We start from the raw sequence: 12,796 nt of genomic DNA, 5'->3' as shown, positions 1-12,796 counted from the left end.
CAATCAATAAATGTCGGTAGTGCGTGTGGTGGTGTGCTGCTGGCGGGGGTCGGGCGTGAGGTCCTCCGTATGCTTCGTGGCCCCGCGGGCCGGTCTCCAGCCGGCGATCAGCGCCATCAGGGCGCTCCACCGGGTGCGGGAGCCGCCGCGAATGACCCTCTGTAAACCATCAGCGAGCAGGTTCCAGGCGACCACTTGCAGAAGAATGAGGATGGCAGGCAGCACGATCAGATGTGGATACACGAGCATGTACTTTTGAAACTCATTGACCATTCGGCCAGCGGAGGGGCTCGGGGGCGGCGTACCTTGGCCGAGGTAGCTAAGGGTGGCCTCGACGAGGACGGTCTGGCCGGCGATGCCGGCCGCGGTGACAAGCAGGGGCGTGAGTACGTTCGGAAGGATGTGCCCGGTCGCAATGCTCCAGCGAGAGCACCCTGCAATCTCGGCTGCAGTCACGAAACCGCGTTCTTGGACGGCGAGCATGGGACCTCGCATGATGCGCGCGAGCACCGGGGCGAACAACACCGTCATGGTCACAAGAAGTGTGATCATTCCTGGCCCAAGAATGGCTTTCACTACGAGTGCCAGGAGCAGGCCGGGAATCGAGAGTACAAGATCGGCGCCGCGCATGATAATCAAGTCCCAGAGACCACCGAAGTAGGATGCGACAAGTGCCAGGGCTGTGCCCACAACCGCTGCAAGGAGCGTGGCAACTACAGCGAGCAGTAGCCCGCTGAGCGCTGCGGTCGAAAGTCGGGCCGACATCTCTCGTCCTAGATTGTCGGTGCCGAGCAGGTGCTGGGGTGATGGAGCGGACAGGGCGGTGGATCCATAACCCTCCGCATCGACTCCGGGCAGCAGGCTCGTCAGCGCGAAGAGCGCAAGGCCGGCGAGCAGAGCGATTCCGAGCCACAGCTCCCAGTTTCCGCCTCGCTTGTGTGTGTAACGCCTTGGGGTTTGTGCGGTTGCGGTCACTTCTTCACCAGCCTTACTCGAGGATCAATCACGGGGTAGCTCACGTCGACGAGCAGATTGATCACGACATAGAACGCGCCGAGGATCACGACGTAGCTCTGGATTGCTGGGTAATCGCTCGTGTTCATAGCCGTGATAAGTGCGGTCCCCATCCCAGGCAGCGAGAACACGTTTTCGATGACGACGGTGCCACCGATTAGAAGTGCCAGCGAGGTTCCGATGACTGTAACGACCGGGATCATGCTGTTACGGAGCGCATGTGCGAAGACGAGCCGTAGATGAGAGGCGCCCTTGGCGCGCGCGGTGCGAATATAGTCCTGATCGAGGGCATCTAGCAGCGAGCTGCGTACATAGCGGGTCAGCACGGCCCCGCTTGCGAGACCGAGCACGATGCCAGGAACTAGCAACGACATGATGTTCTTTGTAGGGCTCTGCTCCCACGGCACGTAACCAAGTAGGGGAAGGCGGAGCGTCAGCGAGTTGACGACCACCACGAGGGTCGCGGCGATGAACTCCGGGAGCGCGAGCAGGATGAAGGCGAGTGCTCGGATCGAGACATCGGGTACCCTGCCACGCCAATAGGCCGAGGCCGTTCCGAAGCACAATCCGAAGATCACCGCGACGATTGTGCCGATGACGGCCAGTTCGATCGTTACGGGCAGGCGGGTCGCGACCTGATCCTGGAGCAGTACGGGCAAGGTCAGCGAGCGGCCGAGGTTGCCCGTGAGAAGTCCGCCGAGCCATGTGAGGTACTGCTCGGGCCAGGGCCGGTCCAGACCTAGTTGCGCCCGGATGGATGCGATGTGTTCGGGTGTGGCGGAGTTGCTGTTGACGATGTTGGCAACCGGGTCCCCTGGGATAAGCCGGACGATCAAGAAGCACAACACCGAGAGGGCAAACAGCACAGCAACTGCGGCTGCTACGCGTCCTGCAATATAACGGAGCAAAGGACTCACCACTGCCCGTCGCGGACAGAGGCCTGGTCGACAGGTATCCGCAGACGACTGTCGTAACAGGGCCCCGCCAGAAGTGTCCAGGCGCCGCGGTTGCGCAGATCCTCGTGCAGGATCTGCAGCGGAGGACGTCCGGCAACTGGGGGCCGCACGTTGTAGTCTCTGCCTTGCACCACAAGCATCAGGCTCTCGCCTGCGGCGAAGTGGGTCGCCTGTGGCCAGACCTCAATCTCAAGTGGTACGGGCACTCCGGTTTCGAGCGTCTGTTCGCCCGTGTGCGGGTGCCAAGGTACGAGTGCTGTCGAGCGAACCGGGTCAAGTGCGCGATGGCTTGCACGTAGCCATCCAAGGGCGACCGGACCATCGGAGAACAGGGCATTAATGGGAAAAGTCACTTCGTCTCCAGCGCGATCCAGCTTGCGCACGATGACGAAAACGTCTGCGTCGAGCGCGACCTCCGGATCGGCCCCTTCGCCAAGGTCGACGCGCAGCCACAGCCGAAGGGACATCGGGCCGATGAGGTCGGTGTCGCGGTCGAAGACGTAGCGGAGCTCCACTGACTCACTGAGTGGGTCGATCCGCAGCTCTCCGGCTGGTGTGACCTCAGGGGTGAGCTGGCGGGTCGCCATGTCAAGGTTTAACGAACGGTAGTCCCCAGCAGGGGGCCAGAAGGCTTGCTCAACCCACCGTGCGCGATTCTTGCGGGGATCGTCCCGTACCTCGAGCCGTACACTCGGCCATCGCTCGAGCCCGCGGTCCTCCCCCTTTAGGAAGGTGTCAAAAAACGCGAGTTGTCTGGCCCGGCTTTCCGGGGCGTAAAACTGACGCCATTTCTTCTGGCCGTGCACCTCAAGCCACTTTTGTTCGGAACCTATTGCGGAGTACGCCGCGAGCGTGCCACGAGTGTGGAGGCCGTGGTCGCTCCAGGACGCGACCACATATGCCGGGATGTCGATCTCATGCAGTTGCCCGTATTTATCGGCATAGTAGGGATCGTCGAGTGGGCGGGCTATTACGTTCGCCTCAGGATCTTCGGTGCCGTTCAGCGAGTACGAAACATTCTGGGAGACCCGTGGCCGGAAGCCAGTCTCGGGGATGCCGCCGTGGTAGGCGAACTCCCGATACCAATCCGAGAAGCACTCCCACGGGTTGATGGCCTTCAGCGACGGCGGACGAGCAGCTGCCGCCTGGTACTGACTCCCCGCCAGGTAGGACACGCCCAGCATGCCGACGTTACCTGAGCACCAGTGCTGGCTGCCGATCCACTCGATAGTGTCATAGAGATCCTCGCGTTCCTGGGGGCCGTTGTGCGGGAAGATTCCCTCCGAATGCCACAGTCCGCGTGGGTCCACGAGCACGACGGCGTAGCCGTTCGCGCACCAAAATACGGGATCGGGCGCCTCGAAGCCGGTCAGAGGCGAGATCCACTCCGGGTCAACGTCTGCCCCCGGGAACATGCGGTCCGTGACCCAGTGTTTTCCGTAAGGTCCCCATGCAAGCAAAACAGGGTAAGCCTCCTCGTACTCCGGGAGGTAGGCGTCAGCATAGATGGTCGTGTTGTCACGGAGGACGATGGCGAGGTCCTTCTCGAGCCGCAGGCCATGTGTCGTGATACTCTCCCGCCGCAGAGGCGGCGGCGCCGGCTTGCCGACGACCTCGCTCGGATGAACGCCAGGCCGAGTGATTGTCGTTCGTGATGTCTTCATGGTTCCCTCGCTGATCGTCATCGGTCAGAACCGCACATTCGGGCGGGGCAGGCCCAGATGGTCGCGCAGAGTATTACCTGTGTATTCGCTTCGGAAGATGCCGCGGTCCTGTAGCTCGGGCACGAGCTTGCTGCAGATACGTTCGAACCCGTCAGGGTTATAGGGAGCATTGAGGTTGAAACCGTCGCACGCCCCTGAGTCGAACCACTGCTGCATTCGATCTGCCACCGTGGATGGGGTTCCAACGATCCACTGGTGGCCGGTGGATCGTGCACGATCAAGAACCAGCTCGCGAAGGGTAAGGCCGCCGTCCACGGCCTTACTCCGGAAGATGTTCTGCCTGCTGCTCAGCCGCTCCGGCGCTGGGAAGCGGTCTTCCGGGACACGGTCATCGAGGTCGATGTCATCGATATCGATACCAAGCTGGGCTGCGATCTCCAGGCGCCCTTGACCGTAGTCCAGCAGTTCCCCGAGCGCCTGCGCAATCTCATTCGCCTCGGCTGCAGTGTCGGCGACTACCGGAACGATGCCCGGCAGGATCTTGACGTGGCCGGCGTTGCGGCCGGCTTCCGAGATAAGCCCTCGACACTCCTCGGCGAACTCCACAGCAGCGGGAAGCAGAGACTGGGCGGTGTAGATTGCATCAGCAACAGCACTTCCGAGTGCCTTGCCTGGCCCTGACGAACCGGCCTGCACGATCACCGGGCGCCCTTGAGGTGAACGCGGCCCCGGGATTGGACCCTCGACGTTGAAGAATTCTCCTTCGAAATTGAGCCGGCGCAGCTTTCCCGGATTGAGCCATTGACCGGCGGCACGGTCGACGAGCACTGCGTCATCCGACCAACTGTCCCAAAGCGCGAGCACGACCTCCACGAACTCTTGCGCACGGCGGTAACGCTCGATCGGGTCAGGCACTTGTTTGATTCCGAAGTTGGCGAACCCGTCCGTTGAGGTTACGACATTCCACCCTGCCCGGCCGCCCGAAAGGTGGTCCAGTGCGGCCAGTTGACGAGCCGCGTTGTAGGGCTCGGTGAAACTGGTCGAGAGCGTACCGATGAGGCCGATTTTCGTCGTGCGGGCTGCGATGGCAGAGAGCACGGTCATCGGCTCGTAGAAGCCGTTCATCATCGTGTCACCGCGCATGGCTCCGTTTGCATGGGAGATGTCGCCGAAGAACACCGCGTCCAGTTTGGCCTTCTCGGCCATCTGCGCAAGAGATACTACGAATTCGAGGCCCGGGACCTCTTCGGCGCGGCTACCGGGAAGCCGCCAGCTGTTGCGGTGGTAGCCCAAGGGCAGCAGGAAGGTCGTGAGGGTCATCTGGCGGGTCATGCGATGCCTTTCGGGTACTTGGGGTCAAGGGAGAATTGCGGCTTTCACTGGTAGTCAGCCACACAATCCCGATCGCGTTCTGCCAGGGCAGCCCACGTAGTCATAGTGAAATGCGGAAATCCGCTCTAGAGATCCGTAGCAAACAATCCGGGTGGGGATATCGGCCTCTGCCGTTCGGTGACGACTTTGACATTGACGCTCCATCCATTTTGGCAACTTCACTGCGGCGCCTTACTGGCCCGGCTCGATCGTCTTCGGCGGCTCCACTTTGTGCTGGAGATCACGCTAACACCGCTTCGCAAAGTAGTCAATCAGTGAACTACTTTCAGAGAAAAGTCCGCCGAGAGCCTTGCTTTTACTGGAGAATGAACCCAAGATGGTAGCAAATAGCTGAACTAGTTCCACAGATCGAGGGTTCTAATCTGGGAGCAGACCTCCTCATCGGGGCAGAGAGAGTGCAAATGAGCGAAACAGTCGAATCTCCGGACCTTGCGACGGTTAACCAGGCCGGGGACCGCTTTGGCACGTTCCTTGATCGTGCTCGGAGCCGCGCCCGTGACGAATTCGCCGATGCAAGATTGGAGGACGCCGCCGCAATCGGTTTGCTGCTTCGCCGCGTCAATCGCCTCATGTTAAACGACGCGGAGGATGAGGTATTGCGGCCAGCAGCTCTCTCCTGGACCGAGTTCAGGGTCTGCTTCTCGCTATGGATAGCGGGTCCGCAGCAGCCGCACGAAGTTGCAACCTCTACAGCTATGAGCCGGGCCTCAGTCTCATCCACGATGAAGACGCTTAAGAAGAAAGAGCTGGTCACGACGCGCGATTCCAAGACCGACCTGCGATCGATCGTTATGACCCTAACCCCAACCGGTAGCGAGTTGGTAAGCCACGCGCACGCCAGGCATCTCGCTCTCATCGACGAGTGGCTCAACCCCCTCTCCGCACCCGAGCGGATGGTTTTGCAAGGACTCCTCGGCCAGATCATGCTCGGGCCGCGCGCCCGGCCCTATGCCGACGGACATGCCGTGAACAGCTGACCGCGACGAAACTCCTCAAATACACGAAAGGCCATTCATGCCAGTGAACCTCCCGCAGCTTCCTCCCATCGATGACGTCGCATTTCGCAACGTCATCGGCCACTTCGCCTCCGGCGTAACCATCATCACCACCACCGAAGGTGACCAGCTTTTCGGTACTACAGTCTCGGCCTTCAGTTCACTTTCAGTTGACCCGCCGATGGTACTCGTCTGCTTGAACCAATCGAGCAGCACGCACGATGCACTCCTGAGCACCGGGAAGTTCGCTGCGAATGTGCTATCGTCCGCCCAAGGCGAGTTGGCAGTACGATTTGCCCGTCCGCTTGATAATCGTTTTGAGGGGCTTCGGCTTGAGACCGGGGCTGCAGGCCAGCCACTGCTTCCCGGTCGGCTCGCAGGTATGGAATGTGCCGTGGAAGAGACGCACATCGGGGGTACCCATACCGTCTTCTTCGGGCGGGTGCTTAGCGCGGAAGCCCACCTCGGTGAGCCACTCGCCTACTACCGCGGACAGTTCGGGGAGTTCCATGAGACCCGTGAACGTCATGCATTCCTGGCTGCTCGCCGCTGGATCCTGCAGCGCGCGGTGACAGTGGGCAGTGAGGTCGACCTCGAACACATGGCATCAGACTTTGGCATCACGACGACTACCGTCTACAACACGCTGATGCGGCTGACCGCAGCAGGGCTGGTGGACAAAAACGAGGCCGATGGTTCCTTCACCGTCACACCGCTAACGGCAGATGCAGTGGATGGCGTGTATCGCACCCGTTATGCGCTTGAGAGCGGCGTGATCGATAAATACCTTAGCGACGCAAGTGATGACGAGATCGCATCGCTCGTACTGAACGCCCAGAATCTTGCCGCGATGCCGCTGGAAACCAGCGGTGACCTGGAGGCTTTCCTCGAGCTGAACCTTGACTTCCACGCTGCGGTCGTCGGGCTGGCGCACTCACGCGACCTGGTCGACCGCTTCCGGGAGTGCAGCCTCGCTGCGGCTTGGCTGGGAACCTACGACGACAAACTTTGGCAGGAGCGCCGCGGCCACAATCTGCTGGCATCCTATGTGCGCGCCCTAAGCGAACGCGACGTGGACGCTGCAAAGGGACTTTTACGTGAGCAGAACGATCTCGTCCGCGGTGCCGTCCGCAGCGCTGTACACGCTTGGGGCGGAGTGTTCTAAATGGCTACTGCCCTTTCCGTCTCAACGCACTTGTAAGGAAAACCGCCAATGGAACCGGACCTCAGAATACAAAGCAAGCACGGTCCCGAAGATAGCCACGAGCTTTTAGGACGAATTGTGAAGGTCATGGAAGCGGGCACCATGGTCCGGGTGGGACGCGTTGAATGCGTGAGCGCGAACGGAGACTTGATCTGGATTGAGGCTTCAGGTTGTGAACCCAGGGCCCTCTACGGCCTGGCGCTTGGCCACAGCGTTGTTCCCGTGGAGTAACAACGTGAGCACGGATGGCGTCACCGCCGGTAGCAGAGCAGGCTGCTATGCAGATGCTTCTCCTCGACAGCGTGATAGTCGTGTGATATCGGAAGCAATCGATTCACAAGGAGAGCATGGATGTCCTGTCGAAGACCTTCAGCCCGGCGAGTATATCCAAGCCTGGCACAACGGGAAGATCTATCACTCCGGAAGCGTCGTTAGGACATTTCCTTCATTGGGGCTGGTCAACCTTTTGAGCCCGGACGAGACCAGAGTGCGTCTCATCGATGCGGAGGTATTTTTCATCATCAAGACCCACGGACAGGTACTCGTGGAGCTCTGATGGGGTCTCCGACGAACCTTAGAGAGAACCAACGGCAGTCCAATATTGACATTTCCAATAAAGGGCCGTCCGGGCAGGCATCGTCGACGCGTATGGCCTGCTTCGGAGCCCCTGACGAATCGAAGGAACCGGATCACACATGACCTCCGCCGATATAGCAAAAGCCGCATCTGCCGCCCCTCTTGCCGCCACCCTACAAAGCCGTATGCCAGCCGAATGGGAAACGCATGACCGGACCTGGATGGCCTTCCCTCCAGCCAACGCCACCTTCGGCGCTAAGGGAAGCCCAACCTTGGAGCGCGCCCGCACCGCTTGGGCCACCGTAGCGCAAACGATCGCCAGGTATGAGCCGGTGACCGTCCTGGCTGACCCCGGCGACTTGGACGCGGCCAGAACTTGGCTTGGTGGTGGTATCACCGTCATCGAAGTGCCCTTGGATGACGCGTGGCTAAGGGACAGCGGCCCCACTTACACGCACCAAGCAGATGGGTCCCTGTCGGCCGTCGACTGGGTCTTCAACGGCTGGGGAGCCCAAGCCTGGGCTTCGTGGGGCAACGACCAGAACGTGGCCCGCGCTGTAGCGTCCGCAGCCTCGATACCGGTCAAGCGGAGTTCCTTGGTGAATGAGGGCGGCGGTTTCCACGTAGACGGTCAGGCAACCGTTCTGTTGACCGAAACCGTTCAGCTCGATCCGGGCCGCAATCCTGGCGCAACCAAGGAAAGCGTCGAAGACGAGATTCATGCGGCGCTGGGTACCACCAAAGCCATTTGGCTGCCAAGAGGACTCACTCGTGACTACGACGAGTTCGGCACCCGCGGCCATGTTGACATCGTGGCGGCATTCGCGGGCCCGGGCACTATACTGCTACATCGCCAAGATGACCCTACACATCCCGACTACGCTGTCTACCTACAAGTCAAGTCCGTCCTGGAACGCGAGATTGATGCTCAGGGTCGTCCGCTGCGCCTTGTTGACGTTCCAGCCCCTACCTCGCTCAGAGATGAAGAAGGCTACGTCGATTGGTCGTACATCAACCACTACGTTGCCAACAACGTCGTCATCCTTTGCGCTTTCGATGACCCAAATGATGCCATTGCGCAAGGGATTTTGGAACGCGCCTACCCTGGCAGGACGGTGGAACTGGTGGATGCCCGGGACATTTTCGCCTTCGGCGGCGGAATCCACTGCATTACCCAGCAACAGCCCGCGCCGGCTTCGGGCAACGGGAAGCGAACACGGCATGAGCGCTCAACGTCGTAGAGGCAACCATCACTCTGCTGCGGTCGGCGTCGAAAGCAGGTGAAATCACTAACGAGCAACTGGTGCGCCGGTACCTGCAGCGGATCGAAGAATTTGATTCGTCCGGGATGTTCCTCTACGCACTGGTGGTGATCAGCCCTGATGCGATCAAAGAGGCGACCGCCTCCGGTAGACGGCGAGCAATGCAAGCGGTGCTTGGGCCCTTAGACACAATCCATTTGGTAGTCCGCCCCGCATTGAGCACGACGCCGTTAGGGTCCGCTCCATGCACCCGCCCACCTCCGGCAGGCGCCCCTCGACGCTCGTAAGAGTTAGTGCCGAGCGAGTGGTCGTGCACCGCCCCTCCGGACAACAACCAATGTGACGATGACAGCCCGAGCGGCTTTGCCACGACTCGCAGGGGCAGGGGTTGCCAGCCCCTCGCATGGGCACGTGCGGATGAGGCATGGCTCAGGGCCACCACGGCTCGCCGTAGTACTCGCCTGAAATTGGGCTGATGTTGGCTGGGATATGCATCTGCGCCGGGATTTCTTGGGCTCGTTGGAGGGCGTTCTTGGCCACCAGGTAAAGAGCTGCCGCGGAAGCCGACCGGGGAATGCGCAAGGCAGACCTGCACCGGAGGTCCGCCGGAAGTTAGGAGCCAATCGGCTTGTTGCAGTCAGGAAGCACCATCTAATGAATCAACGAGTTTCAGGCCGCGTCGGGCCCACTCTATTTCCGTCTCAGCGCGGGCGATCAGACCCTCATAGGTGAAGATCTTGTAAGCGGTGGTGCGCCGCCGGTCCGCTTCCGGGGTCACGGCGAGGCGTTTGCTCAGCATCACATTCGTGCCCGTCCGCAGTTCATTGATCATGCCCTCCCACTGTCGCCTGCGGAGAGTGTGGTAGTAGATGTGGGCCTGCATGTGCGCCCTCGCAGACTCCGGGTCGGCCCATTCCAGATAAGCCGCCTTCAGGTGCACCGGATCCCGCTCACGGGAGTACTCCAACGGTGTGTTCATCCACGCCCGGAACGCTGCAATGCCGGACTCCGTTATCCGATACCGCGTCTTCTTGCTGTTCGGACCCCAGGGTATTTCTTCCGCGGCCAGGAGCTCGCCCTTTTCCATCCGCCTCAGCTCCGGGTAAATCTGCGAATCCGGGGCATGCCACACATACGCAACTGATGATTCGAAGCGTTTTGACAGGTCGTAACCCGTCATCGGCTCCACCGACAGCAGCGCCAACAGTGCGTACCGGAGACTCACAGAATGACCCTCTTTTCCTTCAACTCTAGTCAATAACTATATCCATAGATAGTCTGGAATCAAACGCACTAACTATGCCGATAGTTATCTAAGTGGGACAGTCCATCGTTCCCTAGCAACCCTTCGGCGCCATTGTCGACGCCCACTGTGTATGAAGGAAAACCATGACTGCTGCCAATACCCAGAGCTCCACAACCAATAAAGTTCTCGGCTATCCCTTGAACGTCTGGTACGTCGCCGCCTGGGACAAGGAAGTGACCCGTCAACCAATGTCGCGGAAAGTCGCCGGCCGCTCGCTGGCGCTTTATCGCACAGAGGACGGCAAGGCAGTGGCCCTTGCCGACGCCTGTTGGCACAGGCTCGCGCCGCTGTCCCTCGGCAAGACCCTCGGCAAGGACCAGATCCAGTGTCCCTACCACGGCATCGTGTACAACTCGGCTGGACGCTGCGTCTCCATGCCAGCGCAGGAGACCATCAACCCCAGCGCAACGGTTCCGTCGTTTCCCGTCGTCGAGCGCCACCGCTACGTGTGGGTTTGGCTCGGTGACCCAACCAAGGCCGACGCCGGGCTGGTGCCCGACATGCACCAGTTGGATTCATCGGCGTGGGCAGGCGACGGCGAAACCATTTACGCGCCGTGCAATTTCCAGCTGGTGCTGGACAACCTGATGGATCTCACCCACGAGGAATTTATTCATTCCTCTTCCATCGGACAGGACGAGCTGAGCGAATCGGACTTCGTTGTTACCCACGATGACAGCACCGTCACCGTTGCACGCTGGATGTTCAATATTGATGCTCCTCCGTTCTGGCTCAAAAATATGCGCGACAAATTCCCAGGCTTCGAAGGCAAAGTCGACAGGTGGCAAATCATCACCTACCGATCCCCGTCAGTGATCAACATCGATGTTGGAGTCGCCAAAGCAGGGTCAGGAGCATTTGAGGGTAACCGCAGCCAGGGCGTAAACGGCTTCGTGATGAATGCCATCACCCCTGAAAGCGAGAAATCCTGCCACTATTTCTGGGCATTCATGCGCAATTATCGCCTCGACAGCCAACTGATCACGACTCAGTTGCGGCAGGGAGTCCATGGTGTGTTCGGTGAGGACGAAGCCATGCTTAAGGCCCAACAGGCTGCCATTGATGCCAACCCGGACTACGAGTTCTACAACTTGAACATCGATTCCGGCGGCATGTGGGTTCGGCGCCTGATCGAGCGACAGCTGCAATCCGAAGGCCGTCTGGTTTCCCTCGCCTAGAGCGGGACAGACAGAACTAAAAAGGTGAAATTGACATGGCAGCAACAAACATAGAGGTCTGGCAACGGGGAACAGTTGTTGAGGTCCAGAAGATCGCCACCAACATCCAACGGATCGTACTCGCGTCGGATCTTCCCAAAAAAGCAGAACCTGGCACACATGTTGACGTGAGGGTCCGCATTGAGGGGCACGAGGACACGAGGTCCTACTCAGTCGTCGAGTCAAGCGAGGACGGCACGCACCTCGTCATTAGTGTTCTGAAGGTTCCCCTGTCCCGGGGCGGATCGATCTTCATGCACAACCTCAAAGCGGGCGATGTGCTTGAATTCACGCAGCCGTTGCAGAACTTCCCACTCCGAGTCGGTGCCGAACGCTACATCTTGTTGGCAGGTGGCATAGGCATCACTGCGATGACCAATATGGCCAAAGTCCTGAGGAACCTGAGCTTGGACTACACCTTGGTCTATGCCGGCCGCAGCCGCGCGGCGATGGCCTATGTGGAGGAGCTACGGCAGCTCCACGGCGAGAAGCTGGCCGTCCACATCGATGACGAGGGAACGCCGCTGAACGTAAACGAACTCGTTGCAGGCGCCACGGACGATACCGAACTGTACATGTGCGGGCCCATCCGTCTCATGGACGCCGTCCGCCGTACCTGGATCGAACGCGAACTCAGCTACCCCAACCTGCGCTACGAAACATTTGGCAACAGCGGCTGGCACGACCCGGAGGAATTCATCGTTCGGGTTCCGAATCTGGGACTGGAAGTTACGGTGGGACAGGAACGCTCCATGCTCGAAGCTCTCGAGGATGCCGGCGCGGATATGATGTTCGATTGCCGGAAAGGCGAATGTGGACTTTGTGAGGTAAGAATCCTCAAGCTTGACGGGGCCATCGACCACCGCGATGTCTTTTACAGCGCCCGCCAGCGGGCCGCCACCGAGAAGATGACATGCTGCGTGTCACGGGCAGTCACCTCACGAAAAGGCCTGATGGCCAGCGCCTCCCTCCCCGGCCCCGCGGTGGTGACCGTAGAGATTTCCTGACCATAGCGAATGTAGCCCAACGCGGAATGCCCGAGACACAGCGCGTCCTGCCGTCGGCATTCCGCTGCAGGATCGGACCCAGGGGGAGCAAGAGAACAGGACCTGCAACGAAAGTGGTGTGGTGCCATTAAACGGCTCATCCTCAGGAACCGTAATGCGGGCGACCCCGCCTGGCCTCTCCGCCACTGGAGTTGAAGGCTGTG

Annotated in this window: 10 protein-coding genes; 5 read left to right on the top strand and 5 right to left on the bottom strand. The window is 60.2% G+C overall.

From position 1 onward, the window contains the following. Window positions 1-3: 3 nt before the first annotated feature. Genes QRN07_RS15865 through QRN07_RS15850 form a run of 4 tightly spaced genes read right to left on the bottom strand, consistent with a single transcriptional unit; the run spans window position 4 to window position 4,966 of the window. Window positions 4-975, bottom strand: coding sequence for an ABC transporter permease (locus tag QRN07_RS15865; protein ID WP_285241528.1), 972 nt, complete (start codon window positions 973-975; stop codon window positions 4-6). Then, a complete protein-coding gene (locus tag QRN07_RS15860) occupies window positions 972-1,931 on the bottom strand; it encodes an ABC transporter permease (protein WP_285241527.1) in 960 nt (319 codons plus the stop codon). Before QRN07_RS15860 ends, QRN07_RS15865 begins: the two co-directional genes overlap by 4 nt. Next, window positions 1,928-3,655 carry a CocE/NonD family hydrolase gene (locus QRN07_RS15855; protein WP_285241526.1) on the bottom strand — a complete coding sequence of 576 codons (1,728 nt, stop codon included), beginning with the start codon at window positions 3,653-3,655 and terminating at the stop codon, window positions 1,928-1,930. Before QRN07_RS15855 ends, QRN07_RS15860 begins: the two co-directional genes overlap by 4 nt. Window positions 3,656-3,658: 3 nt before the next feature. Next, window positions 3,659-4,966, bottom strand: a complete 1,308-nt coding sequence (locus QRN07_RS15850; protein WP_285241525.1) for an NtaA/DmoA family FMN-dependent monooxygenase — start codon at window positions 4,964-4,966, stop codon at window positions 3,659-3,661. Between the two features lie 461 nt (window positions 4,967-5,427). On the opposite strand from QRN07_RS15850, the gene QRN07_RS15845 reads away from it, so the two are divergent. The 3 genes from QRN07_RS15845 (at window position 5,428) to QRN07_RS15835 (ending at window position 9,042) form a co-directional block, all read left to right on the top strand. Beyond that, complete coding sequence (locus tag QRN07_RS15845; RefSeq protein ID WP_285241524.1) at window positions 5,428-6,003, top strand: MarR family winged helix-turn-helix transcriptional regulator; 576 nt, start codon at window positions 5,428-5,430, stop codon at window positions 6,001-6,003. A gap of 37 nt (window positions 6,004-6,040) precedes the next feature. Next, a complete protein-coding gene (locus QRN07_RS15840) occupies window positions 6,041-7,186 on the top strand; it encodes a flavin reductase (RefSeq protein WP_285241523.1) in 1,146 nt (381 codons plus the stop codon). A 734-nt stretch (window positions 7,187-7,920) separates the two neighbouring features. Continuing rightward, window positions 7,921-9,042 (top strand): agmatine deiminase family protein, encoded by a 1,122-nt coding sequence (locus QRN07_RS15835; protein WP_502934795.1) that lies wholly within the window; start codon window positions 7,921-7,923, stop codon window positions 9,040-9,042. Window positions 9,043-9,700: 658 nt separating this feature from the next. On the opposite strand, the gene QRN07_RS15830 is transcribed toward QRN07_RS15835, so the two are convergent. Beyond that, a complete protein-coding gene (locus QRN07_RS15830) occupies window positions 9,701-10,267 on the bottom strand; it encodes a PadR family transcriptional regulator (protein ID WP_350224297.1) in 567 nt (188 codons plus the stop codon). A 185-nt stretch (window positions 10,268-10,452) separates the two neighbouring features. Between QRN07_RS15830 and QRN07_RS15825 the strand changes: the two genes are divergently transcribed. Then, window positions 10,453-11,547: an aromatic ring-hydroxylating oxygenase subunit alpha gene (locus tag QRN07_RS15825; RefSeq protein WP_285241522.1), complete on the top strand. Its 1,095-nt coding sequence runs from the start codon at window positions 10,453-10,455 to the stop codon at window positions 11,545-11,547. Window positions 11,548-11,582: 35 nt separating this feature from the next. Further along, window positions 11,583-12,593 carry a PDR/VanB family oxidoreductase gene (locus tag QRN07_RS15820; protein WP_285241521.1) on the top strand — a complete coding sequence of 337 codons (1,011 nt, stop codon included), beginning with the start codon at window positions 11,583-11,585 and terminating at the stop codon, window positions 12,591-12,593. Window positions 12,594-12,796 lie beyond the last annotated feature (203 nt).

It is taken from the genome of Pseudarthrobacter sp. MEB009, assembly GCF_030208875.1.
GTDB lineage: Bacteria > Actinomycetota > Actinomycetes > Actinomycetales > Micrococcaceae > Arthrobacter.
This window is presented reverse-complemented; position numbering and strand designations above follow the sequence as displayed.